Raw genomic sequence first — 21,557 nt, 5'->3', positions numbered from 1 at the left:
TGATATCACTTTCTTATTTTTTGTCCAAATCTTGTAAGGGGTGAATACGTATTCGAGCTGATGTTGTTTTTGCATATTGGCAATATATAACAATTAATTCACTCTTATTGGGGTTATATTTTTTAATAGAAAATCTTTTTCTTTTTGTTCTTTATTATTTTACCATCTGCAATTGATGAAAAAAGAAAATAGAATATGATATAATTCCACTGGAGGTGGAACAGATGAAAAAGAAAATACCATATGGAGAACAGAATTTTGAAAGATTAATAAAACAAAATTATTATTACATAGATAGAACAAAATATATAGAAAAATTAGAATCATTAAATGAAAAAAATATAGTGTTTTTAAGACCGAGGAAATTTGGAAAAACATTGTTCTTAGATACACTTGCAAAGTATTATGATATCAATTATGCAGAGAAATTTGAAGAATTATTTAAAAACTTATACATAGGAAAAAATCCAACGTCATTAAAAAACAGTTATTATATTTTAAAAATGAATTTTTCTGGAATACAAACAGAAAATAAAGAAGTATTAATAAATAGTTTTAAAAATAACATTATAGTTTCGCTTGAAAATTTCAACAATAGATATAAAGTAAAATTAAAAATAGAAAAGGAATATACAGAACCAGCAGATATACTTAGAGCTTTTTTGAATAATGCAATAGATATATTAGACAAACCGATATACTTACTAATAGACGAATATGATCACTTTGCAAATGAATTATTGAGTTTTAACCTTGATTTATTCAAAGACAGCGTAACAAAACATGGATTTGTAAGGAAATTCTATGAAGAAATAAAAAAAGGGACACAGACCATAATAGAAAGACTATTTATGACAGGAGTAAGTCCAATAATGCTGGACTCATTAACCAGTGGATTTAATATAACTAAAAATAAAACAATAGATATAAAATTCAACGAAATGCTCGGATTCAAAGAAGAAGAAGTAAAAGAATTATTGGAATATTATGACATATATTCAGAAAAATTATTAAAAGAAATGCAAGAAAATTATAATGGATATATATTCAACATAAACGCAAAAGAAAAAGTATATAATCCAGATATGGTATTTTATTTTATAACAGAATATTTTTCAGAAAAAAAACCACCAGAAAAAATAATAGATGATAACATAATGAGTGATTACAAAAAAGTACAGAATCTATTTAGTCTTGGTGAATTACTTGGAGTAAAAATAGACAAAGAAGAAACCAAAGAAGAAAGAGAAAAAACAACATCAAAAAGAATAATAGGAGAACTGTTAAATGAAATACTATTAACAGGAAAAACAGAATTAACAGAACTCACAACAATGTTTAATCCAGGAAAAAGGATAGAAATAAAAGACATAAAATCATTATTATTCTATCTTGGGTTCATGACATTTGAAAAAAAAGGAATAATAACATATCTAAAAATACCAAATTACTCAATGAAAAAAATATTCTCAGAATACTTCACAGAATACATAGAAGAAAAACTAACAGAATACATAGACCCAGAGCCAATAGAAATAGCAGTAAGAAAAATACTATCAGATGGAGAAATAAAAAGCTTTGCCAAAGAAATAGAAAACCTATTGAGCAAAATGGACAACAGAATATTCATGGGATTAGATGAAAAATACATAAAAGCAATAATGTATAGTTATCTAATACTAACGCCATATGCAATGGTAAAAATGGAATATCCAGTAGAAAATGGATATATAGACATAGCAATGTTCAAAAGATACGAAGAAGTACCATATGAAGCGATAATAGAAGTAAAATATATAAAACAAAAAGAATACACAGAAGAAAAATTAAAAAGGAAAGTAAAAGAAGCAAAAGAACAAATAGAAAAATACAAAAAATCATATGAATTAAACCCAAAAAATGAAACGATGAAAAAGTATATAATTGTTTTTGTTGGAAAAGAGGCTAAATATATTGAGGAAAAAAACTAAAACTCGGGACTATCTAAAATTCTGTGTAAATTGAGGATAGCTGATTAATAGTAATTATTACAAAATAATGTTTCTTAAATATTTCTTCTTAGATTTTCAAAACTTTTATATGTTATTAGCTGGGAAATTTGACCCACAAATTGTTAAGAAAAGACAAAGATATATTTTAGCTATTGAAAATATGGTATTATCTTTGTATTCAAGAGAATTAAGTATTAGAGATTATGTAAAAGATATTAGTACAATAATAAATTAAATACTAAACCAGCCATCGTAATTTGATGGCTGGTTTTATAAAGTGGAAATAAATATCTTTTTAATATCTTCTATATAGACTAACAACCTTACCGATAATTTCCCACTTTAAATCTTCTGTTAAGATTATAGGTTCGTATTTTTGATTTAAACTGTAAAGCATAGCAGGACCTTCCATTGCTTTTCTATAAACTTTTACAAGCGCATCTGCACCATCGTTTATTAATGCAACTACTCTATTTCCAGATTCTACATATGCATTAGGGTCGATAATAACATAGTCGCCTTCTTTTATTTCTGGTTCCATACTATCTCCAATAACTTCAACTGCAAACTCTCCTTTTGAACCTACTGGAATGTATATTTCATCAATAGGATAATCTATCGGTTCTGCTATACCGGAACGTCCAGCAGCGACTTTTTCATATACCGGAATTTTTTTCATCTGTACCTTTACTATGTTTTCTTCATCCGATTCTGTATCAAGACCAAGTATATAATCTGTAGATACATTAAAGTATTTTGCTAATTCAATTATAACTTCTGCAGATGGTAAATTCATACCAGATTCAATTCTATATACACTATTACCTGCTATACCTATAATATATCCCAATTTTTCTCTCGATAGGCCTTTTCTTTTTCTTAAAAGTTCAATTCTTTTGCCTATAAGATTTGACATTATTTCACCTCGCCTTTATTGTATATATATATTATACACCATTTTCTACCTGATAGTAGAGTTGTTACCTGTTTTTTACCTTTTCTTAATTGTATTTTTGATTTATTTGTAGTAACATAAAATCAAGATACAAAATAGTAGATTATAAAAATTCTCAAAACACTAAAAGGGGGTAATATGATGATAAAAACACAAGAGTTAATACAATGGTATGAGAATAAAAGGCATTATTTTAAAACTTTTTTGTTTAATTCAGAGCAAAATAAATTTTTATTAGAACTAATAGGGTTGGAAAATAAAATTACAGAAAATGAAATCTTAAATTTAAATTCTATTGATGAACTAGAAAATTATATAAAAATAATTTTTGATAGAGAAGTTCAAGAGTTGTTTAAATCAAAGAAAAGAACTCGTGTTTCTTCAATTGCATAAAAAAGGAGCCGATTACGGCTCCTAAATTTCATAAATTTTTTCAAATAATTCAATATTATTTTTTAAAATATTTCCTGTTAATAAATCTTTTATAGCTGCAATGTAGTGATTTTTTTGTACGTTTGGAATTAAATTATATTTAGCCATTGTTGCTAAAACAGCCATATTTTGCATTCTTGCATCGTTTAAATCATCGATATATACTTTTATTAAATTAATATTTCTTTTGTTAGCTGCTTTTAATAATACGTCATTATTAATTTCTTTGTTTTTTCTTAATCTTACATCCAAAGGTTGCCAAACTGTGTCATAATAAATGACTGTAGAATTATTTTTTGAATAATCATTCATACCTCTTAATGTTTCATGTCGTTCTAAAGCTACTACTAAATCTGCTTGATTTTTCATAATTAATGGAGAATTAACATTTCCAATCCGTATATTAGAAGATACTGTTCCCCCTCTTTGGGCTAATCCGTGAGTATCAACACCCTTTACAGGCAAATTAGCTTTATCAGCTGCTCTTATTATCACTTCGCTTAATAATCCAATACCCTGTCCGCCAACACCTATTAAGTAAATATTGAATATTTTCATTGTTTATCCCCCCCTTTTGATACAATTTTAAAGCTTAAAGCATTTGTGGGGCAAGTTTGTATACATGAACCATCGCCTATACATAAATCTTCCTGTACCCATACATCTCCTTTAGGGGTTATTTGATATGCAGGACATCCAAAATCACTTATACATATATATTGATGATCACATTTACTTGTGACTTCGACTTTGTTGTTTTTAAATATTCCCTTTTTTCTTTGTTCGCGTGTTAGTTTTAACATGCAGGGATGTTTTGCTATAATAACTTTAAATCCATCTGTATTTAAAGCTTCTATTACATATTCTCTTAATTTTTTTTGATTGTATGTATCTACTTCTTTAATAAATTTTACCCCTAAGCTTTCGAGTAACTTTTTTATAGGAATTGCTTCTGAGGGGCCGTTAAAATTTTTTCCTATTGATGGTAAGTCTTGATGTCCTGTCATTGCTGTAGTTCCGTTTTCCATTATTATTAAAGTTAAATTATGATTATTGAATATGGCATTTACTATACCAGGTATTCCGGCATGAAATAATGTTGAATCACCTAAAAATGCAACGACATTCCTGGTTTTATTAAATAATGATAAACCCGCACCAGTGGAAGTGGAATGACCCATTGATAATAAAACCTGACCCATATTATACGGTTCTAAAAATCCCAATGTATGGCATCCTATATCTGCAACTGTAATATCCGTATCTTTTAAGGCATATTTTATTGCATGAAATGCTGACCTATGACCACATCCTGGACATAGTTGTGGAGGTCTTGGATTTAATTTTATTTCTGGAATGTTGATGTCTATTTTTTCTAATATTTCCGGCCATGTTTTTCTTAATATTTCATACACCTTATCAGGTTTATATTCCCCAATCCAATCTTCGATATCAAGTTTTCCTATAATTTTTACATCTATTTTATGATCGAAAGCTAACGATTTTATATCTTTCTCCATAATGTCATCCAATTCTTCTAATATTTTTACTTCTTTATGAGTTTTCAGAAAATCTATTATTATTTTTTCAGGTAGAGGATTTACAATCCCAATTTTTAAAATATCAATCTTTTCTTTTGAGTATTCTAAAACATCAAGTAATGATAGATAGGGTAATCCAGTTACAATTATTCCTTTATTTTTATTTCCATTATCGATATATTCGTTGAATCTGGAATTTTGTGTTATGTTTTTAAATATATCCAGTCTTTTTAGGGCCTTTCTTTTCATGTCGAGTGCTTTGGCAGCAATTGGAATATGTGGAGCATTGAAATTATCGAATTTTGGTGAGTAATCATATTCCTCTATAATTAATTTATCGAAATTTATTTTTTCTTTTGCATGACACACATGAGTTGTTAATCTTAAAATTATTGGCATGTGTAAATCTTTGGATATTTTAGCAGCCTCTTTGAACATTTCGTATACTTCTTTTGGCGAATTTGGTTCAAACATAGGAATATATGAAAGTTTTGAAAAATGCCTGTTATCCTGTTCGTTTTGTGAGGAATTTGCACCAGGATCGTCGCCTAAAACTATAATCATACCTCCGATTAAATCAAATAGTCCAAGCTGAACAAAAGAATCAGCAGCTACGTTTAATCCCACACTTTTAAAAAAGACAGTAGATAAATGTCCGTTCATTGAAGCACCAAAAGCAACTTCAGTTGCAACTTTTTCATTTACAGAAAATTCAAAATACATTGGATTTTTATCTTTTGGAATACTTCTTATACCTTCTGCAATTTCTGGTGTAGGAGAACCTGGATAAGAAGTTACTACTTTTACGCCGGATTCAAGCATTGCTCTAACAAGCGCATGATTTCCCATAACAATTTCACTTATTGGATTTTTAGATATTAATATTTCACCTAAGGTTTTCACTATCTCACCTCGCTATTAATAAATATTTTTTTATGGAAAATAATAAAGGAATGGAAAGTCCATTCCTTTATTATTAATATAATGGTGTAAAATTCATTTCAGTCCAATAGTCATTGGAAAGATCCCTGTATATATTGTATAGTATATCTCGGTGAGTTTCTTCCCATTTGGATAATTTTTCAAATAATTTTTTTGCATCATTGTTTTCAACTTTTTCAGCAGCATTTTTATAAAAATTCATAAAATCATCTTCGATTAAATATGCCATTTTAACAACAGATAAGTCTAAAGTCATTTCTTCTATTTTACCGCCTGTGATTTCTTTTTTTTCTCTTATTTGAAATAAGTTCTCATCATCTTCTTCGAATTCTACGTCTAAATTTTTTTCATCTTCATATTTTTTTATTAGTTTTTTTATATATTCAGCATGTCCTTGTTCCATTTCTACCAGCATAGAAAAAATTTCTTTTAATTGAAGATTTGAAATATTGTCTAATTTGCTTTTGTAAAAGTTTTTTCCTTCAATTTCTTTTGCTAATGCATAATTTAAAATGCCAAGAATACCATCTTTCATTTTAATTCCCCCTTATTATTTATTATACATTTGTAATTATATCATATTTTTATCAATTTTAAAAATAAATTTTAATCTAATAAAAAAATACCGCTTTCGCGGTATTTTTTTATTCTTTCCAAATTCTTGAAAACACAAAAAAACTTTAAAACTATATATTTTAGAGATTAAAGAGATCTCTTTTTTTATTGTGGGTATTTTACAAATCCAATTAAATAATGTTGATAAGGCATTATTGGGTTAAAAGGTATAACTCTAACATTCCAGCCATATTGACCTCTTTCATCGACCTCAAATTCACCTTCAAATAAATATGTATCTTTATTAACTTCTTTATTTAATTTCATATCAAATGATTTTAAAGACACTACCTTATTATTTTCTAATTTAGCCAGAACTATCTGGGTTAATATCGAATCAGGTCCAATTCCGGGTAAATACACTTCGGCCTTTACTTCTATTTTGCCTTCTGTTGTATATGTAACGTCTTCTTTTACATTTGATAATACTTTAATTTTAATACTGTCCCAATTTCTTTCTAATATTTCTACCCAGCTTGAGAATTTTCTGGCTATAGAAAAATCATTTTTAATGAACTTTTCTCCTAATTCTGCTGCAGTCATATATAATTTTTGTGTGTATTCTTTGAGCATTCTATGGGTATTAAAGAATGAGGTTACAGAAATTATAGATTCTTTCATTATTTTTATCCATTCTCTTGATACTCCTAATTCTTCGTTATGATCATAATATAATGGAACGATTTCTTTTTCTAATGTATTATATATAGATACACTATCTATTTTATCTTGTAATTCAAGATCTATATAATCTCTTTCGTCTCCAATTGCCCATCCGTTTTTCCCATTATATCCTTCAACCCACCAACCATCTAATACACTGAAGTTTGGAGAGCCATTCATACCAGCCTTTTGACCGCTTGTTCCGCTGGCTTCTCTGGGTCTTCTTGGGTTATTTAGCCATATATCAACTCCGGCAACTAAATGTCTTGCTACATTCATATCATAATTTTCTATAAAGACAATTTTATCTTTAAATTCAGGCATTCTTGAAATTTCATAAATTCGTTTAATTAATTCTTGTCCCGGTTTGTCAGCGGGGTGAGCTTTTCCAGCAAAAATAAGTTGAACAGGTCTTTCTGGATTATTTAGTATTTTCTTTAATCTATCTAAATCTTTAAATATAAGAGTTGCTCTTTTATATGTAGCAAATCGTCTTGCAAAACCTATTGTTAAAGCATCAGGATTCAATATTTTATCGATTTCTTCTAATTGTTCTACAGTTTCACCATGTCTCATTCTTTGCAGCTTTGTTCTTTCGTGGATAAATTCAATAAGTTTTTTCTTTAATCCTTTTCTTACATTCCATAATTCTTCATCAGGAATATTGTCGATTTTTTTCCATAAATCTGGATCATCAATTTTTTCATGCCAATCTTTGCCTAAATAATTTGAGAACAAATCCTGTAATTCTTTTGAGATCCATGTTGTTGCATGAACGCCATTTGTAACATGAGTGATTGGAACTTCTACAGCTTCCAGACCTTTCCATATATCTTTAGCCAGATCTCTTGAAACCTCGCCGTGTAATTTACTTACACCGTTAGCTCTTGAGGATAGATTTAAAGCCAGCGTGGTCATGGAAAATAATTCAGAACCGTCAGGTCTTATTTCTGCGCCTAAATCAAGAAATTCCCTTCTGGAAGCTTTTAATTGTGGCCAATAATTTTTAAAGTATTTGTCCATTAAATAAAATGGAAAAGCATCATGCCCGGCTGGCACAGGGGTGTGTGTTGTAAACACTGCGCTTGCTTTTGCAGCCTGTACAGCTTCTCTGAAAGATAATCCTTTTTCCTGAACAAATTCTCTAATTCTTTCTAAGCCCAAAAATGCAGAGTGTCCTTCATTCATATGCCATACAGAAGGATTATATCCTATAGCTCTTAATGCTCTTACTCCACCTATTCCCAATAACATTTCCTGTCTGATTCTCATTTCTTGATCTCCGCCGTAGAGTTGATATGTTATCATTCTATCTTCTGGGTCATTTTGTGGAATATCGGTATCAAGATATATGAGGTTTATCCTTCCAACCTGTAATTTCCATACTTTTGCATATACTTTTCTATTTTCCATTTCAACGGTAATATATATGTCATTATTTTCTTTGTCTTTGGCAGGTATTACCGGGAAATTATCAAAATCGTATGGATTAAATATAGCTTCCTGCCAACCTTCAGAATTAATTCTTTGTTCAAAATAACCCTGTTTATATAATAAACCAACTGCTACAAGTGGTATTCCAAGGTCACTTGATGATTTCAAGTGATCTCCAGCAAGAACACCAAGTCCTCCGGAATAATTTGGAAATGATTCATGAAGGCCATATTCGGCACAAAAATAAGCAAATTCTCCGCCTTTATATTCTCTGTGTGTAGATTTAAACCATGTATTTTCTGCTTTCATATAAGTATTAAATTTTTCAATAACTTGTGAGTATAATGATATTATAGCTTTATTTTCTGCAGCTTCATTTAACTTTTTTTGACTTACTTTTTTTAAAAATAGTACAGGATTTCTGTTGACTTCTACCCATAATTTTTCGTCTATTCTTTCGAATATCTCCTGGGCATCATAATTCCATGTCCACCAAAGATTTTTACTTAATTCCGGTAGCCTTGAAAGTTTTTCAGGTATTTTTGGTAAAACATTTATCTTTGAAATAAATTCCATGGAAAGTCCTCCCTCCAAAATTTAATATATCCAATACATATTATACCAAAAATTATTGTTTTTATGCAATAATTGTAGAAATTTAACTTTAATTATAATTAATTGCTTATATTTGCTTTTAAAAACGCGAAATTTTCAATATGAAAAGTATTCGGAAACATATCAAAAGGCTTTATAAACTCTATTTTGTAAGATTCTTTTAATCTGGATAAATCTCTTGATAATGTGGTTGGATCACAGGATAAATAGAAAATATTTTCTGGTTTTAATTGTAAAATTTTAGTTAAAATTTCTTTATCAAGTCCACTTCTTGGAGGATCTACTATTAAAAGATCTATTTTTTTATCATAATTTTTTATGAATTCTAAAACATCCGATTTTATAAAAGTGGTATTTCTTATATTGTTTATATTTGAATTCGAATGAGCAGCTTTTACAGAAATTCCGTTATTTTCTACTCCTGTAACATGTTTAAAAAGTGGAGCTAAATATATAGAAAATAAGCCCACTCCAGAATAAAGATCTAACAGGACACCGGATATTTTCTCTCTTTTTATAATTTCTACAAATTCATTCAATATTTTTTTTGTTATGTTATAATTATTCTGGAAGAAAGCGGTAGGCGGAATTTGATATTCAAATCCATTAAACTCTTCTTTTATAATACCTTCCCCTTTTAATGTTTTATAAGGTCCTCGTAAAACAATTGAATCAGAACCATTCATTACATGGATAATAGAATTTGCTTTAATTTTTTCCTTTATTAATCTTTTGAAATTTTTATAATTATTTATATATTCTGTTTTTGTAATGAAGATTGACATAATTTCATTTTTTGAAAATGATTTTCTTAAAACCAGATGTTTGAATTCTCCTTTTCTGAATTTTGGATTATATATTTTTAAGTTTAACGCATTGAATATTTTTTTTGTTTCAGAAATAATGTTATTAAATTCTTTAGGAGCAATTAAACAATTTTTTATATCTATAATATCATTACTGTTTCTCTTTTTCAATCCAATTTTTATATCTCCATTTTTATAGGAAAATGCAAATTCCATTTTGCTTCTGTAATGATTTATTTCATCTGAACCTATTGTATTTAATACTAGAGTGTCATCTAATTTTCCAATTCTTCTTATTTGTTCTTTTACTATTTTTGTTTTTATTTTTAATTGTTCATTATAATCAAGGTCTAACAATTGACATCCTCCACATTCCTGATAATGAGGGCAAATTTGTCTATTTCTATATGGTGATTTTTCAATGTATTCCACTACTTCAGCAAAATAAACATCTTTTTTTCTATTTTTTACTTTTATTTTAACAAATTCTCCTGGATATGCGTGTTCTACCATATATATTTTATTATCATATCTTGCAAAACCATATCCCCCATTAACTATTTTTTCAATAACAACATCTATAGTTTCCATAGCGTTCACCTCTTTGTATTTATATATTCATTATAACATATATTTCATTTTTTAGGGTTTTTCTGATAAAATATATATATACATTTTTTAATGCTAAAAACCTTTTGCTTTTAACCCCTTCATTATTAACTCTGTTATTTTTATATAATAAAATTTTACTACAAAAAATATTGATGCCCCAATTAAAGGCCACATATAGTAGAAAATTTTTACATTGAAAAAAGATTTATACATAAAATAGGATGATGCCACTGGTACGAGAAAAAATATAATGTGGGGTATTTTATTTTTTTTATTATATACTATACTTAATACTGGTGGTAATAAAAAGGTCGAAAAAAAGATTAGACCAAAAATATCATTTAATATTAATATTAAAAAGCCTGAAGTTAAGGTGGATATAATAAAATATTTCATGTCTGTCAATTCAAATACCAGAATTAAGGGTATTAAACTGAAAAATGCAACAAAAACACCTAATACAGGAATAAACATCTGTGAGGTAAAGAGTAACACTGTTATAACGCTTAACATAGCAGAAAATGTTATGTTTTTTACCATTAAAACAACCTCTCTTTCAAAAAATATAAAATTTAGATAGGAGGAACATTATGGATAAAAAAAGATTGGAAAATTTCGAAAAAATTCTAAGGGATATATGTTTTAAAATTAAGGTTGAAGGAAGAAAAATTATAAAAAATAGCGAAATATCTCCAGCACAATTTGATCTATTGCAAATATTATATTTTCGAGGTGAAAAAAGAGTTACAGATTTAAGTTTGGCTTTAGGAATAACAAAAAGTACAACTACAGGTTTAATCAACAGACTTGAAAATTCAGGGTATCTTAAAAAAACAAAAGATGAAAAGGATAAAAGAGTCACGACTATTAAAATTACAGAAAAAGGCAAAAATGTTATTGAAGAAGTTATAAAAGCTCGTGTTGTGTTTATGGATAAAGTATTATCTAAAATCGAAAATCCTGAAAAATTAATGAATCAGCTTGAGGATCTGGATAATATTATAAATGAGGTGAGGAACTGTGAAAAAGATTAAAACTTTTTTGTTTGTATTTTTGATGCTTACCTCTATGAGCTTTTCTTTTCAATTAACGATAAATGCCCCAAAAGGTTCTTTAGTTTATATTAACAATCAATATATGCTTACAATGAAAAGCAATACTGAGAATGTTTCACTGCAATCAGGAACATATAATATAATAATATCAAAATTTGGGTATAAAGATTATAAAACCACAGTTTCTATTGACTCAGATAAAAAAATAAATGCAAACCTTATTCCTTTGGCTTCAATAGAATTTAGGTCAAATATAGAATCATTTTATATTTCTTTTGATAAAAATAAGGTGTTAATAAAAAATGGTGATGTTCTTAAAATTCCTATAAATGTAAAAACTCTAACAATTTCAGCTGAAAACTATAAATCCCAAAATATTAATCTTGAATTAAAACCATTTGAAACAAAGAAAATAATGGTGGAGTTGGTTCCAAATGGTATGGTCACCTTTGATTCAACACCAATTTCAAATTTGTATATAAATGAAAAGTTTGTAGGTGAAACACCGTATTCTACTATTTTATCTTTAAATAAAAATTATAATATTAAATTGATTAAAGATGGATATCTACCTTTTAAGAAAAATATTATTTTAAAATCTGACGAGCCAGTGAGTTATAACTTTGAATTAAAAAAAGGAATTCAGTTGTATATAGATTCATCACCACAAAATGCGTTGGTGACTATAAATGGTGAAAAAGTTGGATATACACCAAATACATTTACTGTTCCATCTGGTAATCTAAAAATAATTTTATCAAAAATTGGTTACATATCAAAGGAATTAACAATAAACTTAGATAAATCATTGAATAAAAAAACTTTATTTTTTGAATTATATGAAAACAAAAGAATTGTGAAAATACAGAATAGTAAAGGTTTAGAGTTTTATTTAGATGGAAAATATATTGGTGATTCGGTTGAATATCTTGAATTGGACGGAATGCCTCATATTTTGGAAATAGTCTCAAAAACAGATAAAAATCTTTTTTTTAGGTATATTATAAATAAAGATTCACCAAAAGAATTAATTTTAAATCCATTACTTTCAACTTCAGTTGAAGTATTATCTCAGGAAAAAATTCTGGCTTATATAAGTGATAAATATGCATTTACGCCATCAACTATTTTAATAAATACAATGCAAAATACTAAAAAACTTGATATTTATTATTTAAATTCAAAGAAATCAATAACATTAAGAAAAAACAGATCTCAAACAGTTTTTTTAACTACAGAAGATAATATAGGGGCAGTTTCTTTATTTACATCTTCTAATTATGTATTAATTTATATAGATGGAAAATACATAAATCGAGGGTATGTTTTAGGAAAGGTTTTAAATAGTGGTATTCATAATGTTGTATTTAAGTTTCCTGATGGAAAATCGTATAATATAGATATAAATATAAATAATTATGAACATAGAGTAATATTCTTTTCTAAAGCAAATCTGGTGCCTGTAAAAATAGTAAATTCAAGAGCATTTGATGTTTATGTTGATGATATTAAATATACAGCTTCTGAATTGGATTTAAGGTTGGAATATGGGGTTCATAAAATTAGCGTATATAAAGGCAATAGAAAAATAGTAGAAAGATTTATATATATTACCGATGAAGGAAAATATATTAACCTGGATAATTGGTATTAAGGGGGCAAAAAGATGAAAAAATTTTTGATTTTTATTTCAATATTTATTTTTATTGTATCAATATTTGGTGAAATTCTTGATGTTAAACCAACTTCGCCAGTATATCCACATGTTTATAAAGTAGTAAAAGCTGGAATAATGGAAACGGATACACAGGGAAAATTTAATGGTGCTATTTCCGTTTCAAGATATGATTTAGCTATATTTGGTTCTAATTTTCTAGATTATTTAAATGAAAATTATAAAAAGAAATTAGATTCTTTAGATGCTTCATTAACAAGATTAGAAATGGAAAAGTTACCTCAAAGAGTGTATACATTGGAAAACTTCATGTTTTCACTTGATGCTGATTATAAAAATACAAAAAATTTACTGAACGATTTTTCAACGAGAATCAAAAATTTAGAAATGGCTATAACAATAGATTCAACAGATTCTAACAATCCTATTTTTAATGCGATTGCTCAAAATGCATATATGGTGGCTGAAAAAAAGTCAGTTGAAAAGATTAATGAATTATACGAAACAACACTTGCGTCTATTGTTATTTTTAGCAATAGAATGAATGATTTTGAAAAAGCAGTCGAAGGTGTTTTGGAAGAATTTTCAAAAACCAAGGAGTACATGACAAATACTCTGGATGATTACCTGAAAAGGGAACAGAGCAATTATAAGTCATATATAGATGAATTATTTACAAAAGAAAAAGAAGGATTAAAGGTATATATAACAAATGAAGTTGCTGCGCAGATGCGATGGAAAAAAGATAGTGAAAATGCAACTATAATGGAATTAAAAAATGAATTAAATAATTTAAAAAATGAAATATCTTCTTCGAATACATATATAGATGAAGTTGTTCAACAAAAATTTGATTTTCAGGTGAAGCCATTAATGAATTTAACCTCAAGAATACCAGAATTATCAAATCAAATAAATGAATTAAGTGACAGGGTATCTTACCTGGAATCCGGGATTAAAATGACAGATTCTTCAACAATAACAAATGAACCATTATTACTAAGAAAGTTACAAACTATTGAAGATAAAATTGATAATATTGAAAGCCTGAAAATAAAAGTTGATGAATTGGAAAAAATAACAAATTCATATTCTGCAATCTTATCCGATTCATCAAACAGGGTGAATATTCTTGACAAAAAAGTGCTTGATATACAGAAAGAGATAAGTGATTTAAAAACAAATATCAAAACAGGTATACCGGAAGAATTGCTGAATAGATTATCTTTGATTGAAGAAAAAATAAATAATATGAAAAAGTTAGAAAATGCAGCTGATGAAATCAGAAATTTAAATAAAAAACTTCAGGAATACGATCAAAGAATAGGATTATTAGAAGGAGCTGCATTTGATAAAGAAAATGAGAGTATATCGAATTTATTCACTAAATTAGATAAAATTGAATCAAGAATTAATACCAATGATTATGCTGTATCAAATCTTACAACACAGGTTTTAGGCATGGAAAAAGACCTCGAAGCATTTAGAAATGCGGTCAAAGAAAGTGGCCTTAATAATATAGGGGAGTTATTAAAAAATGTTAATTCCGCTTTACCAAAATTATCAAATATTGAGCAATTGAGTACAAAAAATTCTCTTGAAATTCAAAAATTGAATAATGAGTTAAAAATTGTAGAAGAATTAACAAAAAAAATCAAAACACTCAACAATCTTGTTCAGGAATTGGCATTACAACCACCGACTGAAAAATTGCAAAAAGATGTTATAAATAATACAAAGGTGTTATTTGAGTTAAAAAATAACTTTGATAAAAATACTTTAAAATTAAATAATTTTGAAGGAAGATTAAAATCACTGGAAAATTCTATTTATAATTTAGAAAGTCTACCTTCTAATAATAAAGAAGTTTTAACAGGTATAATCAGCGATATGGTTTCTCAATCTTTAATGAGTAAATCGGATGAAATTAAAGATTATGTATATATGCAAATTAAAGATGACTTAATCAAAGCAAATATGAAATCATTAGAATCTATAATAACACGATTAAATATAGTTGAACAAAAGGTTGAAAATGTTTCTGATACATCTTATCTTGATGAGAAAATAATAGATCTGGAAAAAGAAGTAACAAATTTAAAATCTCAAAATAGTAAAATTACTACAGAGTTGCTGGAAATGAAAAAATATTCAGAAAATACGGATAATCTTGAATCAAGATTACAATCATTGGAAAGTAGAATTAATAATCAAAATATATTGAACAATTTGTTATATGGTTTAGTTGGAGGTATAGTTGGCGGAATTGCTGTATATGTAATAATGGGAGGATTATAATGGAATACGGAATTGCTCTGGGGAGTGGTGGAATTCGAGGGATGGCTCATATAGCTTTATTGGAACATTTAGAGTTGAAATATAAAAATAATCCTGTTTCTATAAGCGGGTGTAGTGCAGGTTCTATAATAGGGGCATTGTATTCATTAGAACCTAATAGTAAACTGGTGATGAAGAAATTTAATTATATTATAAAACATTCATCAAAAGAAATAAATTATATAAAAAAGAATCTTGAAAATAAGATTACTGGTTTTGCTAAGTTATTATCTTCAAAGGGGATTTTAAATAATGATTTATTGTTTAAGCTTTTAAAACCATTATTTTATAAAAAACGCTTTTCAGATTGTAAAATACCCTTTGGTGTTGTAGCTGTGGATATAGATTCTGAAAATATCGAAGAAATAACAGAAGGATATATTTTGGATGCAGTTATGGCTTCATCAAATGTACCGGCAGCATTCACTCCAAAACTAATGGGTGGAATGACACTTTTAGATGGCGGTTTATTGGAAGAAGTTCCTATAAATCTTTGCAGAAAATTAGGAGCTAAATATGTAGTTGCTTCACATATTCCACAAAAAAATGATAAATTTAATGATGGATTGGAATACATAAACTATATTTCTTCTTTAAGTATAGACTATATTACAGAAGAAAAATTAAAACAGGCAGATGAAATTTATATATTTGATTCAATATATCAATGGTATGAATTTGAAAAATATGAAGAAATATATTTTGAAGCAAAAACAAAACTTGAAAGAAGTGAAGAACATGAATAGAATAAAAATAGCTGCTGGTGATATAAAATATGGTATTTATTGGAATTCTGGAATAATATCGCAATTTCTGCATCAGAATGTACCGGTTTTTCTGAGAGTTACAGGAGTCAGCGCTTTATTGCCATTTTTTATATCAAAATATAGAAAAAATTTTTTTGGTAAAATGATTGAATTCATACAAAACTCAAAAGTATTAAATCGATATTTTTTTAAAGATAAAATATATGAAAAATTATATAATCAGGCGATTGCATTATGGAAACTAAATAAAAGAAAACAATTTGAATTTGAATCTCATAAAGAATTAGAAAAGGAATTAAAGTCTTATTTTGGAAATACAAAAATAGGTGAATTAGGTGATTTTTTTCAGATTGAAAGTTATAATATTGAAAAAAAGGAAATATATAATTTTAATTTAGATGAATTGTATGTCGATGCTTTATTAGCATCATTTTCAACTCCACCCTTTTTAAAATATTATGAATATAATAAACAGAAATTAATTCCATCATCTGAAATATCATTATGTCCTTTAAATATTTCAGACATAGATATAATAACATCTTTAGAATGTTCGATGGTTTTACCGAATCCTAAAAATGGTGCTGAAATATTACTTTATTCATTTTTTTTGAGAAAAAAGAAATTATTTGATATAATTACTAAAGAGAAAGATATTTTGACTCCATTAAAAATATCCTTTCACTCTTTAAGTGGAGCAGCATATAATAATGCCAAAAAAATAGCTCAAACATGGATAAATAAAAATTTGGAGGTATAATAATGAAAAAAGTTTTTATAATGATTTTCATTCTGTCTTTTGTTATAATATCATATTCTTCTACCATACATGTAAGTGCAGATACTGTAAAAGGCGGAGATGAATTTTATGTATTGAAAAATAATGTTCAGGTTATTAAAGGAACTTTAGAAGTATTAACGGATTTAGCAACAGTTACACTTGTTAATGATGAATGGAGAAAATTGGCATCTGAAGGTGGTATTAAAATAAAAACAGATACAATGGAAGCAACAGCAGTATCTCTGGAATATGACTTAAAAAAAGATACAGGTTTATTAGAAGGGAATGTTGAAACTGTTATTATATTAGAAAACAATGATAAGAAAATATATATATATTGTGATGAAATTAATTTTGATAATAAAAATAAAACATATTCTGGAAAAATGAATTCAGAAAAAGAACTTGTAAAAATTATAAAAGATGATTATTTAATTTTTTCCAGATCTTTTGAATATGATGAGAATACAAAAATTTTGGTATTAAATAATAATGTAAAAATAACAAATCCGAAGAAAAAGATCGACATGGAAACAACAAAGGCAACATTCAAAACGGATAAAAATGAAATTTCTGCTAATAAAGTTAAATTAACTCTTGAAATAGAAGATAAGGAGGAGAATAAATGATAGATATAAAATTGATAAGAAGGAATCCTGAAATTATTATTGAAGCATTAGAAAAGAGAAATCATGAAACAGATTTAATTAACCAAATAAAAGAATTAGATGAAGTGAAAAGATCATTACAAACAGAGGTTAATGAATTACGTGCCAAAAGAAATGAATACTCAAAACAAGTTGCTAAATTAAAAGCCGCTGGTGATGTAAAAGAATTTACAAAAATCAAGGAAGAATCAAAAGAAATTGGTAATGAAATAAAAGAAATAGAAATGCAAATGAGAGATATAGAAGATAAAATACATATAAAATTATTACATATTCCCAACATTCCTGATGAAAGCGTACCTATTGGGAAATCAGAAGAGGATAATATAGAAATTAGAAAATGGGGCAAGATTCGTGAATTCGATTTTAAACCTAAAGCACACTGGGATTTAGGTCCTGAATTAGGAATGTTGGATTTTGAAAGAGCTTCTAAAATAAGTGGATCAAGGTTTTCAATATTAAAATCACAATTAGCAAGACTTGAAAGGTCATTAATAAATTTTATGCTTGATGTTCATACTAAAGAACACGGGTATATGGAAGTTTTACCTCCTCATCTGGTAAAAAGAGAAACAATGTTGGGAACTGGACAATTACCAAAATTTGAAGAAGAAGCTTATAACACAAAGAATGATGATTTGTTTTTAATTCCTACCTCAGAAGTTGCTCTTGCCGGAATGCATCAAAATGAAACATTGAGTTTTAAAGATTTACCATTAAAATATGTTGCTTATACGCCATGTTATAGAAGAGAAGCAGGAAGTTATGGGAAAGATGTAAGGGGTATGATAAGGCAACATCAATTTGATAAAGTAGAATTGTTCTGGTATACCACACCAGAAGATTCTGAACGAGCTTTGGAAGAGTTGACTTCTCATGCAGAAAGAATTTTACAACTTTTAGAATTACCATATAGAGTAATAACTCTGTGTAGTGGGGATTTAGGTTTTGCTGCAGCAAAAACATATGACCTTGAAGTATGGATACCAAGTTATAATGCATACAAAGAAATATCTTCATGTAGTAATGTTAAGGATTTTCAGGCAAGAAGAGGTAATACAAAATATAGAACAAGAAATAATAAAATGGAATATGTTCACACATTAAATGGTTCAGGACTTGCAATTGGAAGAACCGTTGTAGCAATAATGGAAAATTATCAATTAGCTGATGGAAAAATAAAAGTTCCAAAAGTACTTGTTCCATATATGGGAGTGGAGGTAATAGGCTAATGCCTAATGCTTTTTATGGCATATTTAATGAAAATAAGGTAATTCTTGATAAAGGTGAAACATCACATTTAAAAATCGTAAGATTAAAAGAAAATGATGAAATAAAGGTTTTTGATGGTAAAGGGAATATATATTATTGCATAATAGAAAAAATTAGGAAAAATGAGACTATTTGTCAGATAAAAACAAAAGAAACTTATATTAAAAAGTTAACCCCAGAGATAGACTTTTATATAGGAGCAAGTAAATTTGATAGAATGAAAATCTTAATAGAAAAATTAGTTGAATTAAGAGTAAACAATATTTATATATTTCACAGTAAAAAGTCACAGTTAAAATTTAAGACTATTGAAAAATTCAAAAAAACTATTATAGAAAGTTCTAAACAATCAGAAAATCCTGTTTTTCCAGAAGTTAAATTTTTCGATTTGAAAAATATTCAAACAATAAAAAATCCAATAATGTTGGATTTAACTTCAACAAAATCATTAAAAGATGAATTAAATCATATGTCTAAAGTAGAAAAAATTTCTATAATTTTAGGTCCTGATATGGGATTTACAGAAGAAGAAATTTTAAAATTACCTGAAAATAGAGTCAACCTTGGAGATACAATTATGAGATTTGAAACGGCAGGAATTTATACTATGAGTATACTGAATTATTTTTTTGATAGATTATATTGAAATTAAAATCTTTTTATTAAGAACTTTTCCCGCATATTTAGAGTCAAAAATAACAGACTCATAGATAGGAGGGGGAAAGTATGATGAAATCTTATGTAAAGTATTATGAGGAAACTAAAAAAGAATATCATGACATGTTGAATCATGCCAAAAGGCCTCAGGATGTTGTTGACGTATTTACAAAATATACATTGAATTTTTTGAAAAAGACATTTCCCGACAGAATTAAAGATGAACATTTAAATTATATTGTATTTGATGAAGAAACAGAAGAGGGTTATTCTTTTGAAGAGCCGTTAATGCAACTTTTAAAAGATGAATTTGAGACATCCGATTTACCATCAATATTAAGAAAAAAAGCTAAAGAAGCTAAAGATAGATATCTTCATATAATTAATGATAATGATAGAACAGGTACATTCAGGCTATCAAATAGTTCCAAAAATTATTAAATAAATAATAGAAAACACGGCGCAGGCCGTGTTTTTTATATAACAATATTATATATCTATCTAATTTCAATTTTTATATTAGGAGCGAATTTTTCTTTTCTTTTTTTTAAATAAAACTCTTTTTCATATATTTTTTTACCTCTTTTTAATATAACCAATTTACATTTTATAGGTTCTCTCTGACCATTATCATTATAATATACTACAAACGGTTTATAGATTCCTTTTTTCTTTTTATTAGTCAATAATGTATAATGTTCAGGACCATAACCATCTGTATCATCTCTATCCAGAATTCCTATTCCTTGTTTATTATTATAATAAATTTCGTTATTATCAGGTTCTATAACATGTAAATCTATATCTGCCTTTGATTTATCCCAAGTTAATTCAATCCATATTTCTTCTGAAACTGGTGGTTCGTAGTATATATTTATCTCTTTTTCACTTTCTGCTTGGAATGTTTTTGCACGTATTTTTATTGTATTTTTCCCATCCTTTAAAATGAATTCATAATTGAATTTTCCGTTTTTTAAAGGTATTACCCTGTGTAACCCATTTAGATACATATCTATTGTATTTCTATAATAGTCTTTAACTTTACCTTTTATTTTTATTATATTTTTATCAAATTTCTGATTATTTTTTGGATATTCTAATACTATTTCCGGTTTTTTTGATATAACTTCTACAAATGATTTTTGCGAATATAATATTGGAATTTCTATATCCCACATAACTATTTCATGAATGAAAATAAAACTATTGTTAATTGTTGATTTAAAAAGGTTTTCAGGTGATATTTTTATCTCTGAAAAATCATACTTTTTACATCTAATCACTTTTCCATCTATACTATTATCATAATAGACAGTAATATTACCATTAGTTTCGAAAACCAAACTCAATAAATGCCAACCCTCTTTTTCTATTTGGAAATATGTTCTATATTCTTTTCCATCTTTAAAAATATAATATTCATTATTTTTTATAAAAACTGCGAAATCAGAATAATCTTCATCAGCTTTCAGAATTGAAAAACCTTCATAAGGAATACTGAATTCTTTAAAATTAAACCAAGCTTCAACAGTTAATCCTTCAATTTCATCTGAAATATTTGAAAAAACATAAGATGCTAATAAAATAATCAAACTAACTAATATAATAATTTTTTTAATCATTTTTATCCTCCCTTTCCCTATTTATTTTTAGCATTAATGCTATTTCGGTATTTTTTGATAGGCCTCACTATTTGTATCCTCTAATTACAAAATCATCAAAATATGTAGGAATATCGT

Annotated in this window: 20 protein-coding genes; 12 read left to right on the top strand and 8 right to left on the bottom strand. The window is 27.2% G+C overall.

Annotated features, from left to right (window positions below; translation table 11 throughout):
* Positions 1–224: 224 nt before the first annotated feature.
* Positions 225–1,970: an AAA family ATPase gene (locus X275_RS05915; RefSeq protein WP_047267977.1), complete on the top strand. Its 1,746-nt coding sequence runs from the start codon at positions 225–227 to the stop codon at positions 1,968–1,970.
* Between the two features lie 109 nt (positions 1,971–2,079).
* On the top strand, positions 2,080–2,226 hold the full coding sequence (locus X275_RS11515) for a transposase (protein WP_197072611.1): 147 nt from the start codon (positions 2,080–2,082) through the stop codon (positions 2,224–2,226).
* Positions 2,227–2,286: 60 nt separating this feature from the next.
* Here X275_RS11515 and X275_RS11080 read toward each other — a convergent pair whose 3' ends face one another.
* Positions 2,287–2,907 carry a LexA family protein gene (locus X275_RS11080; RefSeq protein ID WP_052913273.1) on the bottom strand — a complete coding sequence of 207 codons (621 nt, stop codon included), beginning with the start codon at positions 2,905–2,907 and terminating at the stop codon, positions 2,287–2,289.
* Positions 2,908–3,087: 180 nt separating this feature from the next.
* Between X275_RS11080 and X275_RS05900 the strand changes: the two genes are divergently transcribed.
* Positions 3,088–3,339 (top strand): hypothetical protein, encoded by a 252-nt coding sequence (locus X275_RS05900; protein WP_047267975.1) that lies wholly within the window; start codon positions 3,088–3,090, stop codon positions 3,337–3,339.
* Positions 3,340–3,360: 21 nt separating this feature from the next.
* On the opposite strand, the gene X275_RS05895 is transcribed toward X275_RS05900, so the two are convergent.
* From X275_RS05895 to X275_RS05870, 6 genes are all read right to left on the bottom strand, one after another.
* Complete coding sequence (locus X275_RS05895) at positions 3,361–3,936, bottom strand: 2-oxoacid:acceptor oxidoreductase family protein (RefSeq protein ID WP_047267974.1); 576 nt, start codon at positions 3,934–3,936, stop codon at positions 3,361–3,363.
* Positions 3,933–5,822: a thiamine pyrophosphate-dependent enzyme gene (locus tag X275_RS05890; protein ID WP_047267973.1), complete on the bottom strand. Its 1,890-nt coding sequence runs from the start codon at positions 5,820–5,822 to the stop codon at positions 3,933–3,935. The genes X275_RS05895 and X275_RS05890 overlap by 4 nt, the downstream gene beginning before the upstream one ends.
* A gap of 73 nt (positions 5,823–5,895) precedes the next feature.
* On the bottom strand, positions 5,896–6,396 hold the full coding sequence (locus X275_RS05885; protein ID WP_047267972.1) for a ferritin-like domain-containing protein: 501 nt from the start codon (positions 6,394–6,396) through the stop codon (positions 5,896–5,898).
* 185 nt (positions 6,397–6,581) lie between these two features.
* Complete coding sequence (gene glgP, locus X275_RS05880; protein ID WP_047267971.1) at positions 6,582–9,149, bottom strand: alpha-glucan family phosphorylase; 2,568 nt, start codon at positions 9,147–9,149, stop codon at positions 6,582–6,584.
* 98 nt (positions 9,150–9,247) lie between these two features.
* Complete coding sequence (gene rlmD / locus X275_RS05875) at positions 9,248–10,585, bottom strand: 23S rRNA (uracil(1939)-C(5))-methyltransferase RlmD (protein WP_047267970.1); 1,338 nt, start codon at positions 10,583–10,585, stop codon at positions 9,248–9,250.
* A gap of 93 nt (positions 10,586–10,678) precedes the next feature.
* Entirely contained in the window at positions 10,679–11,146 is a 468-nt protein-coding gene (locus X275_RS05870; RefSeq protein WP_047266530.1) for a hypothetical protein, read from the bottom strand.
* Positions 11,147–11,196: 50 nt separating this feature from the next.
* On the opposite strand from X275_RS05870, the gene X275_RS05865 reads away from it, so the two are divergent.
* The 9 genes from X275_RS05865 to X275_RS05825 all read left to right on the top strand — a co-directional run bounded on the left by X275_RS05865 (position 11,197) and on the right by X275_RS05825 (position 20,259).
* Complete coding sequence (locus X275_RS05865) at positions 11,197–11,640, top strand: MarR family winged helix-turn-helix transcriptional regulator (protein ID WP_047266529.1); 444 nt, start codon at positions 11,197–11,199, stop codon at positions 11,638–11,640.
* Positions 11,627–13,315, top strand: a complete 1,689-nt coding sequence (locus X275_RS05860; protein WP_047267969.1) for a PEGA domain-containing protein — start codon at positions 11,627–11,629, stop codon at positions 13,313–13,315. Before X275_RS05865 ends, X275_RS05860 begins: the two co-directional genes overlap by 14 nt.
* Before the next feature lie 12 nt (positions 13,316–13,327).
* On the top strand, positions 13,328–15,634 hold the full coding sequence (locus X275_RS05855) for a hypothetical protein (protein WP_047267968.1): 2,307 nt from the start codon (positions 13,328–13,330) through the stop codon (positions 15,632–15,634).
* The gene (locus tag X275_RS05850; RefSeq protein WP_047267967.1) at positions 15,634–16,419 is read left to right on the top strand and encodes a patatin-like phospholipase family protein; all 786 of its coding nucleotides are present in this window, start codon (positions 15,634–15,636) and stop codon (positions 16,417–16,419) included. Before X275_RS05855 ends, X275_RS05850 begins: the two co-directional genes overlap by 1 nt.
* Entirely contained in the window at positions 16,361–17,200 is an 840-nt protein-coding gene (locus tag X275_RS05845) for a hypothetical protein (protein WP_197072610.1), read from the top strand. The genes X275_RS05850 and X275_RS05845 overlap by 59 nt, the downstream gene beginning before the upstream one ends.
* A gap of 2 nt (positions 17,201–17,202) precedes the next feature.
* Positions 17,203–17,850, top strand: coding sequence for an LptA/OstA family protein (locus X275_RS05840; protein WP_047267965.1), 648 nt, complete (start codon positions 17,203–17,205; stop codon positions 17,848–17,850).
* Positions 17,847–19,121, top strand: coding sequence for a serine--tRNA ligase (serS, locus tag X275_RS05835; protein ID WP_047267964.1), 1,275 nt, complete (start codon positions 17,847–17,849; stop codon positions 19,119–19,121). Before X275_RS05840 ends, serS begins: the two co-directional genes overlap by 4 nt.
* Positions 19,121–19,807 carry a 16S rRNA (uracil(1498)-N(3))-methyltransferase gene (locus X275_RS05830; RefSeq protein ID WP_047267963.1) on the top strand — a complete coding sequence of 229 codons (687 nt, stop codon included), beginning with the start codon at positions 19,121–19,123 and terminating at the stop codon, positions 19,805–19,807. Before serS ends, X275_RS05830 begins: the two co-directional genes overlap by 1 nt.
* An 80-nt stretch (positions 19,808–19,887) precedes the next feature.
* The gene (locus tag X275_RS05825; protein ID WP_047266521.1) at positions 19,888–20,259 is read left to right on the top strand and encodes a hypothetical protein; all 372 of its coding nucleotides are present in this window, start codon (positions 19,888–19,890) and stop codon (positions 20,257–20,259) included.
* 56 nt (positions 20,260–20,315) lie between these two features.
* Here X275_RS05825 and X275_RS05820 read toward each other — a convergent pair whose 3' ends face one another.
* Positions 20,316–21,440, bottom strand: a complete 1,125-nt coding sequence (locus X275_RS05820) for a YfaP family protein (protein ID WP_047267962.1) — start codon at positions 21,438–21,440, stop codon at positions 20,316–20,318.
* Between the last annotated feature and the right edge of the window lie 117 nt (positions 21,441–21,557).

The sequence above is a fragment of the Marinitoga sp. 1197 genome (assembly GCF_001021165.1).
In the GTDB taxonomy this organism is placed as follows: Bacteria; Thermotogota; Thermotogae; order Petrotogales; family Petrotogaceae; genus Marinitoga.
The sequence above is the reverse complement of the archived record's forward strand: the minus strand, read 5'-3'. Positions and strand labels throughout refer to the sequence as shown.